The 18,282-nt window shown below is 61.5% G+C and carries 18 protein-coding genes; 9 read left to right on the top strand and 9 right to left on the bottom strand.

Going from position 1 to position 18,282, the window contains the following annotated elements; all coding sequences use genetic code 11:
• Positions 1-22 precede the first annotated feature (22 nt).
• Genes CAF73_RS14890 through lnt form a run of 4 tightly spaced genes read left to right on the top strand, consistent with a single transcriptional unit; the run spans position 23 to position 3,897 of the window.
• Positions 23-1,027, top strand: a complete 1,005-nt coding sequence (locus CAF73_RS14890; protein ID WP_085703114.1) for a PhoH family protein — start codon at positions 23-25, stop codon at positions 1,025-1,027.
• Positions 1,020-1,514, top strand: coding sequence for an rRNA maturation RNase YbeY (ybeY, locus tag CAF73_RS14885; protein WP_085697604.1), 495 nt, complete (start codon positions 1,020-1,022; stop codon positions 1,512-1,514). The genes CAF73_RS14890 and ybeY overlap by 8 nt, the downstream gene beginning before the upstream one ends.
• A 5-nt stretch (positions 1,515-1,519) precedes the next feature.
• The gene (locus tag CAF73_RS14880) at positions 1,520-2,359 is read left to right on the top strand and encodes an HlyC/CorC family transporter (RefSeq protein ID WP_007909641.1); all 840 of its coding nucleotides are present in this window, start codon (positions 1,520-1,522) and stop codon (positions 2,357-2,359) included.
• Positions 2,360-2,373: 14 nt separating this feature from the next.
• Positions 2,374-3,897: an apolipoprotein N-acyltransferase gene (lnt, locus tag CAF73_RS14875; RefSeq protein WP_085697605.1), complete on the top strand. Its 1,524-nt coding sequence runs from the start codon at positions 2,374-2,376 to the stop codon at positions 3,895-3,897.
• 74 nt (positions 3,898-3,971) lie between these two features.
• Here the strand turns inward: lnt and CAF73_RS14870 are convergent, their stop codons facing one another.
• Positions 3,972-4,751, bottom strand: a complete 780-nt coding sequence (locus tag CAF73_RS14870) for a YdcF family protein (protein ID WP_085697606.1) — start codon at positions 4,749-4,751, stop codon at positions 3,972-3,974.
• A gap of 105 nt (positions 4,752-4,856) precedes the next feature.
• Entirely contained in the window at positions 4,857-5,180 is a 324-nt protein-coding gene (locus tag CAF73_RS14865) for a hypothetical protein (RefSeq protein ID WP_011336088.1), read from the bottom strand.
• 254 nt (positions 5,181-5,434) lie between these two features.
• Here CAF73_RS14865 and leuS point away from each other — a divergent pair, with 254 nt between their 5' ends.
• From leuS to CAF73_RS14840, 5 genes are all read left to right on the top strand, one after another.
• Positions 5,435-8,041 carry a leucine--tRNA ligase gene (leuS, locus tag CAF73_RS14860; RefSeq protein WP_085703113.1) on the top strand — a complete coding sequence of 869 codons (2,607 nt, stop codon included), beginning with the start codon at positions 5,435-5,437 and terminating at the stop codon, positions 8,039-8,041.
• Positions 8,042-8,128: 87 nt separating this feature from the next.
• The gene (lptE, locus tag CAF73_RS14855) at positions 8,129-8,734 is read left to right on the top strand and encodes an LPS assembly lipoprotein LptE (RefSeq protein WP_085697608.1); all 606 of its coding nucleotides are present in this window, start codon (positions 8,129-8,131) and stop codon (positions 8,732-8,734) included.
• Positions 8,735-8,773: 39 nt separating this feature from the next.
• Positions 8,774-9,811, top strand: coding sequence for a DNA polymerase III subunit delta (gene holA / locus CAF73_RS14850; protein ID WP_085703112.1), 1,038 nt, complete (start codon positions 8,774-8,776; stop codon positions 9,809-9,811).
• A gap of 138 nt (positions 9,812-9,949) precedes the next feature.
• A complete protein-coding gene (gene arfA / locus CAF73_RS14845) occupies positions 9,950-10,114 on the top strand; it encodes an alternative ribosome rescue factor ArfA (RefSeq protein WP_007958672.1) in 165 nt (54 codons plus the stop codon).
• A gap of 61 nt (positions 10,115-10,175) precedes the next feature.
• The gene (locus tag CAF73_RS14840) at positions 10,176-11,498 is read left to right on the top strand and encodes a lytic murein transglycosylase (protein ID WP_085697609.1); all 1,323 of its coding nucleotides are present in this window, start codon (positions 10,176-10,178) and stop codon (positions 11,496-11,498) included.
• Between the two features lie 117 nt (positions 11,499-11,615).
• On the opposite strand, the gene CAF73_RS14835 is transcribed toward CAF73_RS14840, so the two are convergent.
• The 7 genes from CAF73_RS14835 to mltB all read right to left on the bottom strand — a co-directional run bounded on the left by CAF73_RS14835 (position 11,616) and on the right by mltB (position 18,270).
• Positions 11,616-12,566: an LD-carboxypeptidase gene (locus CAF73_RS14835; protein ID WP_085703111.1), complete on the bottom strand. Its 951-nt coding sequence runs from the start codon at positions 12,564-12,566 to the stop codon at positions 11,616-11,618.
• Positions 12,567-12,740: 174 nt separating this feature from the next.
• Positions 12,741-13,739: a lipoyl synthase gene (gene lipA, locus CAF73_RS14830; protein WP_162130488.1), complete on the bottom strand. Its 999-nt coding sequence runs from the start codon at positions 13,737-13,739 to the stop codon at positions 12,741-12,743.
• A gap of 25 nt (positions 13,740-13,764) precedes the next feature.
• Complete coding sequence (gene lipB / locus CAF73_RS14825; RefSeq protein WP_085703110.1) at positions 13,765-14,412, bottom strand: lipoyl(octanoyl) transferase LipB; 648 nt, start codon at positions 14,410-14,412, stop codon at positions 13,765-13,767.
• Positions 14,412-14,687: a DUF493 domain-containing protein gene (locus CAF73_RS14820; RefSeq protein WP_064382178.1), complete on the bottom strand. Its 276-nt coding sequence runs from the start codon at positions 14,685-14,687 to the stop codon at positions 14,412-14,414. Before CAF73_RS14820 ends, lipB begins: the two co-directional genes overlap by 1 nt.
• 84 nt (positions 14,688-14,771) lie before the next feature.
• Positions 14,772-15,929, bottom strand: coding sequence for a D-alanyl-D-alanine carboxypeptidase family protein (locus tag CAF73_RS14815; protein WP_085697611.1), 1,158 nt, complete (start codon positions 15,927-15,929; stop codon positions 14,772-14,774).
• Between the two features lie 323 nt (positions 15,930-16,252).
• Positions 16,253-17,260, bottom strand: coding sequence for a septal ring lytic transglycosylase RlpA family protein (locus CAF73_RS14810; RefSeq protein ID WP_064382179.1), 1,008 nt, complete (start codon positions 17,258-17,260; stop codon positions 16,253-16,255).
• Entirely contained in the window at positions 17,260-18,270 is a 1,011-nt protein-coding gene (gene mltB, locus CAF73_RS14805; protein WP_085687944.1) for a lytic murein transglycosylase B, read from the bottom strand. The genes CAF73_RS14810 and mltB overlap by 1 nt, the downstream gene beginning before the upstream one ends.
• Positions 18,271-18,282 lie beyond the last annotated feature (12 nt).

The following is an 18,282-nucleotide window of genomic DNA, read 5'->3' as shown; positions in this document are numbered from 1 at the left end:
CCCAGGGCGGCTAAATACGACCTTGAACGCACCCATAGAACCTCATCGTTTCATCCTCGAGCCCTTTGAGGCTCGCCGCTTCGCCAATCTGTGCGGGCAGTTCGACGAGCACCTGCGGCTGATCGAACAGCGCCTGGCCATCGAGATCCGCAACCGCGGCAATCAGTTCGAGCTGATCGGCGAACCCAAGCACACCACTTCCGCGGAAAACCTGATTCGCCGCCTGTACCGTGAAACCAAGGGTTCAGAGCTGTCGCCGGATATGGTTCACCTGTTCCTCCAGGAATCGGCCGTCGAGCAACTGGACAACCCCGCCCCCGCCGAAGCCTCCGTCGCCCTGCGCACCAAGAAAGGCATGATTCGCCCACGCGGCTTGAATCAATTGCGCTACGTGAAGGAAATCCTCGGCAACGACATCAACTTCGGCATCGGCCCGGCCGGTACCGGCAAGACCTATCTTGCCGTCGCCTGCGCCGTTGATGCGCTGGAGCGCGAGCAGATCCGCCGCATCCTGCTGGTGCGTCCGGCGGTCGAAGCGGGTGAAAAACTCGGCTTCCTGCCCGGCGACCTGTCGCAGAAGATCGACCCGTACCTGCGCCCGCTCTACGACGCACTCTACGAAATGCTCGGCTTCGAATACGTGGCCAAGCTGATCGAACGTCAGGTGATCGAAGTCGCACCGCTGGCCTACATGCGCGGTCGCACGCTGAACAACAGCTTCATCATCCTCGACGAAAGTCAGAACACCACCGTCGAACAGATGAAGATGTTCCTGACCCGGATCGGTTTCGGCTCCACGGCCGTGATCACCGGCGACATTACCCAGGTCGACCTGCCACGCGGCACCAAGTCCGGACTTCATCACGTCATCGAAGTCCTGAAAGATGTGCCGGGCATCAGCTTCACCCACTTCCAGCCCAAAGACGTGGTGCGCCATCCGTTGGTGCAACGCATCGTCGAAGCCTACGAGCGATTCGAGACGCGACTGGCCGATGAAGCGCCAAAGGACACTCGCCACGATGCTTGAGCTTGATCTGCAAATCGCGACCCAAGCGTCTGCGCCGACCGAAGAAGAATTCCGCCAATGGTGCGAACTGGCCCTGCGCCAGCGCACTGCCGACTCGGAAATGACCATTCGTCTGGTCGACGAAGAAGAAGGTCGCGAGCTGAATCACACCTGGCGCCACAAGGATTACGCGACCAACGTCCTGTCCTTCCCCGCCGAAGTGCCCGACGAGTTTCTCGACATCCCGCTGCTGGGCGATCTGGTGATCTGCGTGGCGGTGGTCGAACGCGAAGCCGCCGAGCAAGGCAAGGAACTGAAGGCCCACTGGGCACATCTGGTCATTCACGGCTGCTTGCATCTGCTGGGTTACGACCATATAGATGACGAGGAAGCCGAGGAAATGGAAGCACTGGAACGCGAGTTGCTTGCCGAATTGGGTTATCCCGATCCGTACGCGGACGACGAAACCGAAACATCCCCTACTGTTACAACAAAGGATTCAGAGTAATCGCTATGAGCGAAGATCGATCGAGCAACGGGCAAAAGTCATGGCTGGGTAAACTGACCCAGGCTTTTGCTCACGAGCCGAAGAACCGCCAGGAGCTGCTTGAGCTGCTGCGCGATGCACATCAGAACAAACTGCTGGACAGCGAAGCGCTGGCCATCGTCGAAGGGGCCATCCAGGTGGCTGACCTGCAGGTACGCGACATCATGGTGCCGCGCTCGCAGATGATCAGCATCAAGGCGACCCAGACACCCCGCGAATTTCTCCCTGCCGTGGTCGACTCGGCCCACTCGCGCTACCCGGTCATCGGCGAAAGCCATGACGACGTGATGGGCGTGCTGCTGGCCAAGGATCTGCTGCCGCTGATCCTCAAGGAGAATGGCGACAGCTTCAACATCAAGGACCTGCTGCGCCCGGCCACGTTCGTGCCGGAGTCCAAGCGTCTGAACGTGTTGCTGCGTGAGTTCCGCGCCAACCACAACCACATGGCCATCGTCATCGACGAGTACGGCGGCGTGGCCGGTCTGGTGACCATCGAAGACGTGCTGGAGCAAATCGTCGGCGATATCGAAGACGAGCACGACGTCGAAGAAGACAGCTACATCAAGCCGCTGCCCAGCGGTGATTTCCTGATCAAGGCCCTGACGCCGATCGAGAACTTCAACGAGTTCTTCGATAGCGAATTCTCCGACGACGAGTTCGACACCGTCGGCGGGCTGGTGATGAGCGCGTTCGGGCACTTGCCAAAACGCAACGAAATCACTGAAATCGGCGCCTATCGTTTCCGCATCCTGAACGCCGACAGTCGTCGGATTCATTTGCTGCGACTGACGCCAATCGCTCGTTAATTCTAAGGACTGAAATGCGCTGGACAACCCGCCCCGGCTGGCCCGGTAACCTGCTGGCCGTGGCGGCCGGTGCAATCACCACCTTCGCGCTGGCCCCGTTCGATCTCTGGCCGCTGGCCCTGCTGGCGGTCGGCCTGTTCTATGCAGGGCTGCGAGAGCTGAGCCCGCGCCAGGCCTTGGGTCGCGGCTGGTGCTTCGGTTTCGGCCTGTTCGGCGCCGGCACCAGCTGGATCTACTACAGCATCCACCACTTCGGCGGCGCTTCGGTGCTGCTGGCCGGGTTCCTGATGCTGATCTTCACGGCGGCCATTGCCTGGTTCTTCGCCCTGCCCGCCTGGCTCTGGGCGCGCTGGTTGCGGCGTAACGAAGCGCCGGTGGCCGATGCCCTGGCCTTTGCGGCGCTGTGGGTGGGTCAGGAAGCGTTTCGTGGCTGGTTCCTCACCGGTTTCCCGTGGCTGTACTCCGGTTACAGCCAGCTCAATGGTCCGCTGGCCGGGCTCGCGCCGGTGGGCGGCATATGGCTGGTATCGTTTGTCCTGGCGCTGACCGCTGCACTGATCTACAACGCACCGCGCCTGCTGCAAACCCGCCGCAAAGCCTTCATTGCTGCCGGCGTGGTATTGCTGATCGGGCCATGGGCGGTGGGCATTGCCTTGAAAGGCCACGCCTGGACCAGTCCGTCAGGCGCACCGCTGAGCGTTGCCGCCATTCAGGGCAACGTCGCGCAAAGCATGAAATGGGATCCGGCCGAGCTCAACGCGCAACTGGCGCTGTACCGCGACCTGAGTTTCCGCTCCAAACCGGTGGACCTGCTGATCTGGCCGGAAACCGCCGTGCCAGTGCTCAAGGAGTCCGCCGAGGGCTACCTGAACATGATGGGCACCTTCGCCGCCGAGCGTAAATCGGCGCTGATCACCGGCGTACCGATCCGCGAGATGGTCCGTCACGAAAAACGCTTCTTCAACGGCATCACCGTGGTCGGCGAAGGCGATGGCACTTATCTGAAACAGAAACTGGTGCCGTTCGGCGAATACGTACCGTTGCAGGACATCCTGCGCGGGCTGATCGCGTTCTTCGACCTGCCGATGTCCGACTTCGCCCGCGGCCCTGCCGATCAGGCCCTGTTGCAGGCCAAGGGATATCAGATTGCACCGTTCATCTGCTACGAAGTGGTGTATCCGGAATTCGCCGCTGGCCTGGCGGCACGCAGCGATTTGCTGCTGACGATCAGCAACGACACCTGGTTCGGTACGTCGATCGGCCCGTTGCAGCATCTGCAAATGGCGCAGATGCGCGCGCTTGAAGCCGGACGCTGGATGATCCGCGCGACCAACAACGGCGTGACCGGGCTGATCAACCCGTTCGGGCAGATCACCGAACGCATTCCACAATTCGAACAGGGCGTGCTCTACGGCGAAGTGGTGCCGATGCACAACCTGACGCCGTATCTGCAATGGCGCTCGTGGCCGCTGATCGTCCTGTGCGTGGTGCTGTTCGGCTGGGCGCTGATGACCAACCGGATGTCCAAGACTCTCTGAGAGATCCCCCCGCTCCCACAGGTGAACGCTGTGGGAGCGGGCTTGCTCGCGAAGGCGCCGTCAAGGACACCCCATCAATCGGCGGCGCCACGCCCTCGGTAGAACAGCGAGTAACCGATCTGCCCCACCGCCTCGTTCATCAACTGCCCGCTCTGCCAGATCGACTTGAATTCCGGCAGCCAGCCGCCAAACGGTCGCGCATTGTCAGTGCCAAGGAAACCGACCGGCGCCGGTACCACTTCAAATCCAGCCTGTTGATAACTCCACACCGCTCGCGGCATGTGCCAGGCCTGGGTCACCAGCACGATACGTTTGACGCCTTCCGGCAACAGCATCCTGGCGCTGAATTCGGCGTTTTCCCACGTAGTGCGGCTCTCCCCTTCCTGCCAGCGCACTGTCACACCGAAATCATCGCGCAACGAATCGGCCATCAATTTCGCTTCGGTCGGCGGCGTACCGTAATGCAGGCCACCGCTGGTCAGAATCGGAAGTCCGGACGCCTTGGCCAGTCGCGCCGCGTAACGCTGCCGTTCAAGCCCGACACCGGTCGGCTGATCTTCGCCCCAGGCCACATCGCCGCGCTCGCGACCGGAACCCAGCACCACAATCGCATCGGCGCGCTGTGCCAGATCTGCCCAAGCTTCGCGGGCCAGCGGCGGCTCGCGCTCCAGAGCCTTGGCGCCCCATTGCACGACCACCGGCAGACTCATCAGCAAAAACCCGCCAAAACCCAGGGCAAAACACAGCCCGGCCAGCCGCGGCCGCGAACGTCGCAGCCACCAGGCCGCCAGCAACAGCAGCAAAAGAAGGCCGGGCGGCAACAGCAGTTGTTTAATGAAATAACGAAAAGGCATCGAGCATCTCCAAAGATGCCCGAAGCCTAAGTGGGTTGATACAGCGCGACAACCAGTAGGGTCGGATCCTGTTGAAAAAGATCCGCTTTTTGACCTGCCATGCGTTTACTTGGCCTGCAGAGTCCGAACCTTGACGGCGTCTCTGCCGGGCGCCTTGTCCTTGAGCCAGATGACTTTGGCCGTATGGGCTGCATCGAGTTGTTTCACTGCTTGTGACAGGTATCCATGGGTTTCACGCTCACTGCGATCCAGATAGGCCTTGACCAGTTTGAACTCGGCGGGACTCAAGCCACGCAATTCCAGCTCCAGGGGGCGCTCGTCGCGCAGCCTTCCTGCGGTTTTTGCTGCGTCCAGGGCCATCCCCAGACGATCGATCAACCGCTCGTACAACTCGGGTTTGGTAACGTTTTTTTGCTGTGACTCCACCATCCCTCACCTCATTGAAGATAAGACTCACTCCCCAGTTAGAGCTTAGCTTCGCTGCACAAACCGGCTGCACGCCGCGACCAACGGCCCTCGCCGCGATTTGAGCCGGTCAAACGGCTGCAATCAGGGTTTCCCTAGGCCAAGCGCGGTCATGTATGCTACGGCGCTTCCTGTAACTCCACTTCCAGCTCGTCCGGCACGCCCCGAACGTCGCATTGAAGAGGATTAGGCCACCCCTATCCAGTACAAAAGTAGCCATGCACGAACAATATCAACCCCGTGAAATCGAAGCCGCCGCCCAGTCGTTCTGGGACGAGCAAAAGTCCTTTGAAGTCAGTGAACAGCCAGGCAAGGAGACTTACTACTGCCTGTCGATGTTCCCTTACCCCAGCGGCAAGCTACACATGGGGCACGTGCGCAACTACACCATCGGCGACGTGATCTCCCGCTACCAGCGCATGCTCGGCAAGAACGTTCTGCAACCGATGGGTTGGGACGCCTTCGGCATGCCGGCGGAAAACGCCGCGATGAAGAACAACGTGGCCCCGGCCAAGTGGACCTACGAAAACATCGCCTACATGAAATCCCAGCTGCGCAGCCTGGGCCTGGCGGTGGACTGGTCGCGCGAAGTCACCACCTGCAAACCGGATTACTACCGCTGGGAACAATGGCTGTTCACTCGCCTGTTCGAAAAAGGCGTGATCTACCGCAAGAACGGCACCGTGAACTGGGACCCGATCGACCAGACCGTTCTGGCCAACGAGCAGGTGATCGACGGTCGCGGCTGGCGTTCCGGCGCGCTGATCGAAAAGCGCGAAATCCCGATGTACTACTTCAAGATCACCGCCTACGCGGATGAGCTGCTGGAGAGTCTCGACGAACTGACCGGCTGGCCCGAGCAGGTCAAGACCATGCAGCGCAACTGGATCGGCAAGTCGCGCGGCATGGAAGTGCAGTTCCCGTACAACGTCGAATCGATCGGCGAAAGCGGCACCCTGAAAGTCTTCACCACCCGTCCGGACACCCTGATGGGCGCAACCTACGTTGCCGTGGCAGCCGAACACCACCTGGCGGCTCTCGCCGCGAAGAACAACCCTGAGCTGCAAGCGTTCATCGCCGAATGCAAGGGCGGCAGCGTCGCTGAAGCCGACGTCGCCACTCAAGAGAAGAAAGGCCTGCCGACCGGTCTGTTCGTCGAGCACCCGCTGACGGGCGAAAAACTGCCGGTGTGGGTCGCCAACTACGTGCTGATGCACTACGGCGATGGCGCGGTCATGGCTGTTCCGGCGCACGACGAGCGCGATTTCGAATTCGCCCACAAGTACAACCTGCCGGTCAAATCCGTGGTCCGCACCAGCTCCGGTGAAACCAACCCGGCGCCATGGCAAGACGCCTACGGCGAGCACGGCACGCTGATCAACTCCGGCGAATTCGACGGTCTGGACTTCGCTGGCGCGTTCGACGCCATGGAAGTCGCCCTGATCAAGAAAAACCTCGGCGCCTCGCGCACCCAGTTCCGCCTGCGCGACTGGGGCATCAGCCGTCAACGCTACTGGGGCTGCCCGATCCCGATCATCCACTGCGATGCCTGCGGTGACGTGCCGGTGCCGGAAGATCAACTGCCGGTCGTCCTGCCGGAGGACGTGGTGCCGGACGGCGCCGGTTCGCCGCTGGCGCGCATGCCCGAATTCTACGAGTGCACCTGCCCGAAATGCGGCCAGCCTGCCAAGCGTGAAACCGACACCATGGACACCTTCGTCGAGTCGTCCTGGTATTACGCCCGTTACGCCTCGCCGCACTTCGAAGGCGGTCTGGTGGAAAAATCCGCGGCCGACCACTGGCTGCCGGTAGATCAGTACATCGGCGGTATCGAGCACGCCATTCTTCACCTGCTCTACGCGCGTTTCTTCCACAAGCTGATGCGCGACGAAGGCCTGGTGAGCTCCAACGAGCCGTTCAAGAACCTGCTGACCCAGGGCATGGTGGTCGCCGAGACTTACTATCGTCGCGAAGCCAACGGCGCCTACACCTGGTTCAACCCGGCTGACGTGGAACTCGAGCGCGACAGCAAGGCCAAGGTCATCAGCGCCAGGCTGATTGCCGACGGCCTGCCGGTGGAAATCGGCGGCACCGAGAAGATGGCCAAGTCGAAGAACAACGGCGTCGACCCTCAGTCGATGATCGATCAGTTCGGTGCCGATACCTGCCGTCTGTTCATGATGTTCGCCTCGCCACCTGACATGAGCGCTGAATGGTCCGACTCCGGCGTGGAAGGTTCACACCGTTTCCTCAAGCGCGTATGGCGTCTGGCTCAGGCCCACGTCACTCAGGGCCTGCCGGGCAAACTGGACATCGCCAGCCTGAATGACGAGCAGAAAGTCATTCGTCGCGCGATCCACCAGGCGATCAAGCAGGCCAGCCATGACGTCGGCCAGAACCACAAATTCAACACCGCCATCGCTCAGGTGATGACGCTGATGAACGTGCTGGAAAAAGCCGCGCAAGCGACCGAGCAGGATCGCGCACTGGTTCAGGAAGGTCTGGAAACCGTGACGCTGCTGCTGGCTCCGATCACACCGCATATCAGCCACGAGTTGTGGAACCGCCTGGGCCACGCCGATCCGGTGATCGACGCCGCCTGGCCGGTGCTGGACGAAAGTGCGCTGGTGCAGGACAGCCTGACTCTGGTGATCCAGGTCAACGGCAAGCTGCGTGGCCAGATCGAAATGCCGGCCGCCGCCACCCGTGAAGAAATCGAAGCGGCAGCCCGCGCCAACGAAAACGTGCTGCGTTTCGTTGACGGCCTGACGATTCGCAAAGTGATCGTAGTGCCCGGGAAACTGGTCAATATCGTCGCCAGCTAATTGGATCGGGCGTCAGGTGAGCCTGACGCCCAGTAAAACCTTTCGGGCCACAGAGTCGGCCCACATGGTTTCAAGGGGAGCAACACAATGATCAAACGCAATCTGCTGGTGATGGGCCTCGCCGTCCTGTTGAGCGCCTGCGGTTTCCAGCTGCGTGGTACCGGCACCAACGAACTGTCGATCAAGGAGCTCGATCTGAGCGCCCGCAACGCCTACGGCGAAACCGTGACGCAACTGCGTCAGGTGCTGGAGGCCAGCGGCGTCAAGATCGTTTCCGGCGCACCGTACAAGCTGTTCCTGGCCGATGAGCAGGAAAACCAGCGCATCCTCAGCTACGCCGGTGCCGGTCGTACTGGTGAGTACCAGGTGAGTACCGTGCTCTCATACGACATCCGTGGCGAAAACAACCTGCTGCTCAAAAGCGACAAGCTTGAAGTGCAGAAAGTGTTCATTCACGACGGCAACAACCTCGTGGGTTCCGACCAGGAAGCCAACGATGCCCGCCGTGAAACCCGTCGCGAGCTGGTACAGCGCATGATGCTGCGTCTGCAACAACTGACGCCGGCTCAGCTCGACGCTCTGCAGCAAACCGCCAACGCGCGGGCCAAGGCCGAAGCCGACGCCCTCGAAGCGGCGCAGAAGGCTGAAGCGGAAACCCCGCGTCAGTCGCCGCTCGAACTGCCGCAGCAGTAAGACGTTCGGGGCGCTCAGGCGCCCCGTTCGCCCTCTCTTATGAAACTCGCTCCCGCCCAACTCGGCAAACACCTGCAAGGCGCCCTTGCGCCGGTCTACATCATCAGCGGCGATGACCCGCTGCTGTGCCAGGAAGCTGCCGACGCCATTCGTTCCGCTGCCCGCCAGCAAGGATTCGACGAACGTCAGGTCTTCGCCGCCGACGCCAATTTTGATTGGGGGACGCTGCTGCAGGCCGGCGCCAGCATGTCGCTGTTCGCCGAAAAACGCCTGCTGGAACTGCGCTTGCCTTCCGGCAAGCCTGGTGACAAGGGCGCCGCCGCACTGATCGAATACTGCTCGCGCCCCGCAGAGGACACGGTGCTGTTGATCAGCTTGCCCAAGCTGGACGGCAGCGCGCAGAAGACCAAGTGGGGCAAGGCGCTGGTGGAAGGTCAGCAGACCCAGTTCGTGCAGATCTGGCCGGTGGACGCCAACGAGCTGCCGAGCTGGATTCGTCAGCGTCTGTCTCAGGCCGGCTTGTCTGCCAGCCAGGATGCGGTGGAACTGATTGCCGCGCGGGTCGAAGGCAACCTGCTGGCCGCTGCGCAAGAGATCGAAAAGCTCAAGCTGATGGCCGAGGGCGGGCAAATCACCGTCGAAACCGTGCAGGCGGCCGTCGCCGACAGTGCGCGCTTCGACGTGTTCGGCCTGACCGACGCAGTGCTCAACGGCGAACCGGCTCACGCCCTGCGCATGCTCGAAGGGCTGCGCGGTGAAGGGGTCGAGCCGCCGGTGATCCTTTGGGCTCTGGCCCGGGAATTGCGCCTGCTGGCCAACATCTCGTTGCAATACAGCCAGGGAACGCCGCTGGACAAGTGCTTCAGCCAGGCCAAGCCGCCCGTCTGGGACAAGCGCAAACCGCTGATGAGCAAGGCCCTGCAACGCTATTCGGCGCAACGCTGGGCGCAATTGCTGCTCGAAGCACAGCGCATCGATGCGCAGATCAAGGGGCAGGCAGCCGGTTCGCCGTGGATGAGCCTGAGCCGGTTGGCGCTGCTGATGGCCGGTCAGCGCCTGACATTGCCTGCCGAATGAAATCCGGGATCGCGCTGCGATCCCGTTTTTTATCAAGTCCGTTTCCTACAGAACATTGCGCCCTCGGTCCTATAGACAGACGCCCGAGATCGGCAGATTATCTGCCGCGCATAACCTCACTCAATCGAGAGCATCCTCATGAGCAAAAAGCCATCGAAACATGGCCACAACAAGGCCAAATCCATCGTCGCCCAACCCCTGTTCCGCAGCCGCCAGGAACGACCCACCAAGGGTAAAGGCAGCTACCGCCGCGAAGCCTTCCAGTCTGACAGCTGGGAGGCTTCTTACTTTCTGGCCGCTTGAAGCGCAGCACCCCTTCCTCATGTTAAGGTCTGCACCTGATTCGTATTCCCTGGACCTGTGCATGCCCCTCAGTCTTTCCCGTCGTTGGCCCTTGCGCCAACTGATCGCTGCCTCCAGCTTCGTACTGCTTGTCGCCTGCGCGGAAAAACCTACCGCCGCCGACGCTCAACCGCTTCAGACCGCTCCCGTTGCCACAGCCCCAGCGGTCATCCCGCCGGTAGTGCCGTCCGGTGACAACCTCGACCTGCAACCGACCCAGACCTTTGCCGAATGGCAAGCGGGTTTCCGCAAGGACGCGCTGGCCGCCGGCATCCGTCCAGACCTGTTCGACCGCGCCTTCGCCAATGTCAGCTTCGACGCCAGCGTGATTCGTGCCGACCGCAGCCAGCCGGAATTCGCCCGGCCGGTCTGGGAGTACCTGGATGGCGCGCTTTCGCCCTTGCGCGTACGCAAAGGCCAGGCGCTGATCAGCCAGTACGCCGACATCCTGCAAAGCATCGAACAGCGTTATGGCGTCGATCGTCAGGCGCTGGTGTCGGTGTGGGGGATGGAAAGTAATTTCGGCCAGTTCCAGGGCAGCAAATCGGTGATCAACTCGCTGGCCACCCTGGCCTATGAAGGTCGCCGTCCGGGCTTTGCCCATGCGCAGCTGATCGCGGCACTGCAGATCCTGCAGCAGGGCGACATCACCCCGGAGAAAATGCTCGGTTCCTGGGCTGGTGCCATGGGCCAGACCCAGTTCATCCCGACCACCTACAACACCCACGCCGTGGATTTCGACGGTGACGGTCGCCGCGATATCTGGGGCAGCCCGGCCGACGCCCTGGCCTCCACCGCGCATTACCTGCAAAGCTCCGGCTGGCAGCGTGGCCAGCCGTGGGGCTTCGAAGTGCAACTGCCGAGTGGTTTCAACTACACCCTGGCCGACGGCGCGATTCGTAAAAGCGTCGCCGAATGGCGGCAACTGGGCGTGATCCTGCCGAACGGCGGCCAGGTGCCGGCCGGCGCCGAGCAACTGTCCGCTGCCCTGCTGCTGCCGGCCGGCTATCGTGGCCCGGCGTTCCTGATCCTCGATAACTTCCGGGCGATCCTCAAGTACAACAATTCGTCGTCCTATGCCTTGGCCGTCAGTCTGTTGTCCGAGCGCTTCAACGGCGCCGGCCTGATCAATGGCACCTGGCCAAAGGATGACCTGCCGTTGAGCCGCACCGAGCGGATCGAACTGCAAAACCTGCTGACCGCGCGCAACTACGACGCCGGTGCGGCGGACGGGATCATCGGCGCCAATACGCGCAAGGCTATCCGCAGTGCGCAGCAGTCATTCGGCTGGCCGGCGGATGGTTACCCGACGCACAAGCTGCTGGAAAGCCTGCGCAACCAGTAAAAGCATCGCGGGCAAGCCCGCTCCCACAGGTTTAGAGGGGTTCGCAGTATCTGCGTACGACCTGAAAACTGTGGGAACGGGCTTGCCCGCGATGACTGACTATCAGGCGATTAATCCCTACGCCTTGATCACCACATCCTGCTCCAGCATCAACTCCTTCTTCCCGGCATCCAGTCGAACCAGCGCCCCCAGTGGCAACGTCAGGTTCGGATCGCAGTGCCCGCTACGCCAGCCGGACAGCACCGGAATCCGCAGTGGTTCAAAGGTCTGCTTGAGCAAGCGGTTCAAGGCCTCGACATCCACGCCCGCCACGTCCCCGACCAGCACGCCACGCAATCTGGCCAACTTGCCTGCCAGACGCATTTGCGTCAGCAAACGGTCGATCCGGTACAACGGCTCGTTGATGTCCTCGATGAGCAGAATCACCCCTTCGACGTCGATTTCGTAAGGCGTGCCCAGAGTCGCGGCGATCATCGCCAGATTGCCGCCCTGCAAACGTCCGTGGGCAATGCCCGGCGCCACGGTGGTCAATGGATAGGCCGCCGGATGACTCAGTACACTGCCGGCCTTCAACTGACCGCGCAGCATGGCGAAGAACGACGTCACCGTCGGCGGTTCTTTGTCCCCCAGCAGATCGGCATTCAACAACGGCCCGTGAAAGGTCACGAACCCGGCGTAGCGACTGATGGCCAGGTGCAGCGCGGTGATGTCGCTGTAACCGACGAAGGGCTTGGCATGACGGCTCAACAGATCGTAGTCGATCCGGTCCAGCAACCTTGGCGTGCCATACCCACCGCGCAGGCAAATGATTGCATCGACCTCTTCGTCAGCAAACGCCGCATGCAGATCATTGAGCCGCACCTCGTCGCTGCCGGCCAGATAACCGTCCTTCTCGTAAACGCCGGGGAACACCCGCAAACCGTAACCCCGGGCGCGCATCCACTGAACGGCCTTTTCGGTATCGAGCGTGCCGGGGCCGGCGGGCGCAATTACGCCTATCAGCCCTTCCGACGGCAGCGCGGGCACAGGCTTGTGCGGAAAAAGGGTGTGGGTCGGTCGAACGGTCATCCATGGATCTCCCTGTGTGAAGTCATGCTCACACAGTAGTCAGGAACGGCGACAAACAGAAGAGGCCCGGCCGCGCCGCAGATTGCAGGAAAAGTCAGTAACGAGTGTAAGCCAGACAAAAAAATGCCCGCCGGGCGATAAACCCCGGCGGGCATTTTCTCATTCAGCGCTGAATCAGGAACCGAGCAGCTCGGCCTTGACCAGTTTCGCCTGTTCGTCGGCATGGTACGAAGAACGCACCAATGGGCCGGACGCGACGTTTTTGAAGCCCATCTTGTAACCTTCCTCGGCGAACCAGGCGAAGGTGTCCGGGTGTACGAAACGCTGCACCGGCAAGTGGCTGCGGGACGGTTGCAGGTACTGGCCCAGGGTCAGCATGTCGATGTCGTGTTCGCGCATGCGCTTCATGACTTCGATGACTTCGTCGTCGGTCTCGCCCAGACCCAGCATCAGGCCGGATTTGGTCGGGATGTGCGGCATCATCTGCTTGAAGCGTTGCAGCAGGGTCAGCGACCACTGGTAGTCCGAACCCGGGCGCGCAGCCTTGTACAGGCGCGGTACGGTTTCCAGGTTGTGGTTGAACACATCCGGCGGCTCGGCGGCGGTGATTTCCAGGGCGATGTCCATGCGGCCACGGTAGTCCGGGACCAGGGTCTCGAGCTGCACGTTCGGCGACAGTTTGCGGATTTCGCGGATGCAGTCGGCAAAGTGCTGGGCACCGCCGTCACGCAGGTCGTCGCGGTCAACCGAGGTGATCACCACGTACTTGAGTTTCAGGTCGGCGATGGCGATGGCCAGGCTTTCCGGCTCGTTGACGTCCAGTGGCTTCGGACGACCGTGGCCAACGTCGCAGAACGGGCAGCGACGGGTGCAGATGTCACCCATGATCATGAAGGTCGCGGTGCCGCCGGAGAAGCATTCGCCCAGGTTCGGGCAGGACGCCTCTTCGCAGACGCTGTGCAGCTTGTGTTTGCGCAGCAGGCTCTTGATGCGGTCGACTTCCGGCGAAACCGGGATGCGCACGCGGATCCAGTCGGGTTTCTTCGGCAGTTCGGTGGTCGGAATGATCTTCACCGGGATGCGTGCAACCTTCTCGGCGCCGCGCAGCTTGACGCCGGCTTCAACCTTGGGACGCGGGGCCGGGCGCTCGGTCACGTCGAGCGTCGGGATCATGGTTTGCACTGCATCAGTAGTCATATCAGTCGATTCCGCCCGTCAGGGTCGTCTGCTCAGCATAGTCGAGGTGTTTGACGAGCTGCGCGCGCAGCCGGGCACTTACCTCGGCAAATTCAATCGATCCTGCGTGCTCGCTCAGCTGGGTCATCGCCAGCCCGGCATAGCCGCAGGGATTAATCCGTCGAAACGGCTCCAGGTTCATGTCCACGTTCAGGGCCAGGCCATGAAAGGAACAACCGTGGCGAATCCGCAAACCCAGAGAAGCGATCTTCGCTCCGTCGACGTAGACGCCGGGAGCATCCGGCTTGGCCACGGCGGTCACACCGTAACTGGCCAGCAGTTCGATCAGGCAGTGCTCCATGCGGCTGACCAGATCGCGCACGCCGAAACCAAGTCGGCGCACATCCAGCAGCAGGTACGCCACCAGTTGACCGGGGCCATGGTAGGTCACCTGACCGCCGCGGTCGACCTGCACCACCGGAATATCTCCCGGCAGCAACAGGTGCTCGGCCTTGCCGGCCTGACCCTGGGTGAACACCGGCGGGTGTTCAACCAGCCAGATTTCATCCGGGGCCGTGGTGCCACGCTCGTTGGTAAAACGTTGCATGGCCTGCCAGACCGGCTCGTAAGCCATCTGGCCGAGTTCGCGAAAGCCCAGCGTGCCCGGCATCACAACACCATGTGTACGAAGCCGGTCGCCCGCAGTTCGCTGTTGATGTTGTACAGCTGATCCTGGTCGGTCGCGACGATGTGCAACTGGATGGTGGTGTACTTGCCGTTGCTGCTTTGACGCTCGTCGACACGCTCATCATTGATGCTGGCGTGTTTCTTGACGATGTCGATGATCTTGTCTTTGTTGCCGACGCCCGTATCGCTGATCACCTTAACCGGATAATCAACCTGGGGAAATTCGATCTTTGGCGCCTTTACTTCGGTATCGGTCATGGCGTAACGGCCTCGTAAGCGTAAGCCCGGTAACGAACAAGGCCCCGCTCCGGACAGGAACGGGGCCATGCAGGTCAACTCAAATCAGTTGAACAAGCCGTAGAAGAATAGACGGATGCTATCCCACATGCGGCGGAAGATACCACCCTCCTCGACAGCGTCCAGAGCGATCAGGTCGGCGCTGTGCACCACCTTGTCGTCCAGTTTCACTTCGACTTTACCGATCACGTCGCCCTTGGCGATTGGCGCGGTCAGTTGCGGGTTCATGGTCATGCTGGCAGCAAGCTTCTTCAGCTGGCCTTTCGGCAGGGTCATGGTCAGGTCTTCAGCCAGGCCGGCCTTGACCTGGCTGGTGGTGCCTTTCCACACCGGAGCCTGAGCCAGTTCGGTGCCCTTCTGGTAGAAGGTCTGGGTTTCGAAGAAGCGGAAACCGTAGGTCAGCAGCTTCTGGGTCTCGGCGGCACGGGCCGCTTCGCTGTTGGTGCCGAACACTACGGCGATCAGGCGCATGCCGTCGCGTACGGCCGAGGACACCATGCAGTAGCCGGCTTCTTCGGTGTGGCCGGTTTTCAGACCGTCGACAGTCTTGTCGCGCCACAGCAGCAGGTTGCGGTTAGGCTGTTTGATGCCGTTCCAGAAGAACTCTTTCTGCGAGTAGATCGCGTAGTGAGCCGGGTCTTCGTGGATGATCGCGCGAGCCAGGATCGCCATGTCGTGAGCCGACGAATAGTGCTCAGGGTTCGGCAGACCGGTCGGGTTCATGAAGTGGGTATTGGTCATGCCCAGATCGGCGACGGTCTTGTTCATCAGGTCGGCGAAGGCGTCTTCGCTGCCGGCGATATGTTCAGCCACCGCGACGCTGGCGTCGTTGCCGGACTGAATGATGATGCCGTGCAGCAGGTCGCTGACCGTGACCTGCGAGCCGACCTTGATGAACATCCGCGAACCGCCGGTGCGCCAGGCGTTTTCGCTGACGGTCACCGGGTCGTTTTCACCGATCTGGCCGCGACGGATTTCCAGCGTGGCAATGTACGCGGTCATCAGTTTGGTCAGGCTGGCCGGTGGCAGACGCTGGTCACCGTTGTTCTCCACCAGCACGTTGCCGCTGTTGGCATCCATGAGCACGTAGGATTTGGCGGCCAGTTGTGGTGGCGACGGCATCATCTCGGCCGCGAACGCGGCAGGCGAGAGGAGCAGCGGGACTAGCAGACACAGGCGTTTGGCAAAGGTGGTGATGTTCATCCGTCTCTCGAAATCGCTAATGGAAACTGCCCAAGGGCAGAATTTAATCAGATGTCTTTCAGGCTTTGCCCGAAACCTGCCTGCGCGACGATCATGCTACGTTAAAAACAGATTCGGAGTGCTCATGTAGGTCCCCTACACTCCGCTTCCTCACCTGTTTTTGCCTTGCCTGATCGCCGCTCGGCGAGCTTTCGAGCAAACCCTGCGAGCATCGCGTGTTCAGTTGCTCACTCCAGTCACCCTTGCCGGGCTTTTGTTCTTCGACGAGCCAACAACCTGGTTCACCCCCCAATCGCTGGTGAACCGTCAATCAAGTCCTACGTTTACTCGGTGACCACACTTGGCGAACCCAGGTTGGCCAGGCGCACGCTGTTCTGTACCTGGGCAATTTCACCCGGCGAACCGATCGGTCCCAGGCGAACCCGGTGCAGGGTCTGCTGATTGCGCACGATCGAGCTGATGAACACCGGAGCGCTCACCATCCCGCTGAGCTTCGACCTCAGGAGTTCTGCAGCGTCCGGGTTGGCGAACGCGCCCACCTGCAGATACTGGCCAGACGCTGGTGCAGAAGCGTTTTTTTTTGCATCGAGCTGAACTGGCACGACGGCCGCGGCGTGCTGCTGCGGCGGCGGAGTCCATTGTTCGACGGTGCCCGCCGAAGCCGTGATCACCGGGGCGCTATTCTGCGCGACTTGCGGCTCGTTGAGCATCAAGGGCGCCGGACGGCCCTTCGCGGCCCACCACTGCTGCGGGTCGATGCCTTCGACCTTGACCCGCGCGGTGCCGATTTCGGCATAACCGAGCTTCTTGGCGGCGGCGTAGGACAGGTCGATGATCCGGTCCGAATAGAACGGCCCACGGTCATTGACCCGCAGGATCACGCTCCTGTTGTTGTCCAGGTTGGTCACCCGAACGTAACTCGGCAGCGGTAGTGTCTTGTGGGCGGCGCTCATGCCGTACAGATCGTAAACCTCGCCGTTGGCGGTGTTCTGACCATGGAACTTGGTCCCGTACCAGGACGCGGTGCCGGAGGCCACGTAAGTCTTGGATTCCTGCAACGGGAAGTAGGTCTTGCCCAGCACGGTGTAAGGGTTGGCCTTGTACGGTCCGGTGTGCAGGGTCGGCGTGGCGTCCGGGATGCGCGACACATCGACGTCCCACCACGGCGCGCCGTCCTTATGGGCCCGGTTGATGTCCAGGCCCGGCTGCGAACGCACGGCGGTGGTCGGTTTCTGGCTCGGCGAACGGCTGGTCGAACAACTGGCGACCAACACCGCCAACGCAGCGAAGGCCACCAGTTTCAGGGGTTTATTGATAGGCAATGCCCGCATTACTTGACGCCCCGTGCTTGTACCAGCTGTTCAGACAGTTGATGTACGGCCATGGCGTACATCACGCTGCGGTTATAACGCGTGATCGCGTAGAAATTCTTCAGGCCCATCCAGTATTCCGGACCGTTGTCGCCTTCCAGGCGGAACGCGGTGACCGGCATGTCATCGCGCAGCGCATCATGACTCGACCAGCCCAGCGCTCGCAACTCCCCGACGGTTTTCGTCGGCTCGATGCCGGTGGTCAGGCCTTCATCCACCTGCTCGCCGCGTACATCCGCGCGACTGACCACCGGCTCGCCGGCGACCCAGCCGTGACGCTTGAAATAGCTGGCGACACTGCCGATCGCGTCATCCGGGTTGTTCCAGATATTGATGTGGCCGTCGCCGTCGAAATCCACCGCGTAGGCGCGAAAACTGCTCGGCATGAACTGCGGCAAACCCATCGCCCCGGCGTAGGACCCCTTGAGGGTCAGCGGGTCGACCTGCTCTTCGCGTGCCAGCAGCAGGAACTCACGCAGCTCCTTGCGGAAAAATTCGGCACGGGGAGGATAGTCGAAACCCAGCGTGGACAAGGCATCGATCACCCGGTAATTGCCGGTATTACGTCCGAAAAAGGTCTCAACGCCGATGATCGACACAATTACCTGGGCCGGAACGCCGTATTCCTGCTCGGCGCGGGCCAGGGCGGCCTCGTGCTGACGCCAGAAGTCCACACCGCGGGCAATGCGCGCGTCGGTGATGAACATCGGCCGGTATTCTTTCCACTGTTTGACCCGTTCGGCGGGTTTGGAAATGGCGTCGAGAATCGCCTGCTTGCGTTGGGCTTCGCGGAACACGGCCATCAGCTGTTCGCCGGCGAAACCGTAGTCGCGGGTCATTTCACCGACGAATTCGGCCACCTGGGGCGAGCCTTCGTAATCGCCGGCCAACGCTTCCTGCGCGCTGCCAAGGATGCCTACCAGGCCGAGCCACGGTGCGTATCGTGTCGCCCAGTCACGCATTACTTGCATTGAACTCTTCAC

Origin of the sequence: Pseudomonas sp. B15(2017) (assembly GCF_002113215.1) — a bacterium.
GTDB lineage: Bacteria > Pseudomonadota > Gammaproteobacteria > Pseudomonadales > Pseudomonadaceae > Aquipseudomonas.
The sequence above is the reverse complement of the archived record's forward strand: the minus strand, read 5'-3'. Positions and strand labels throughout refer to the sequence as shown.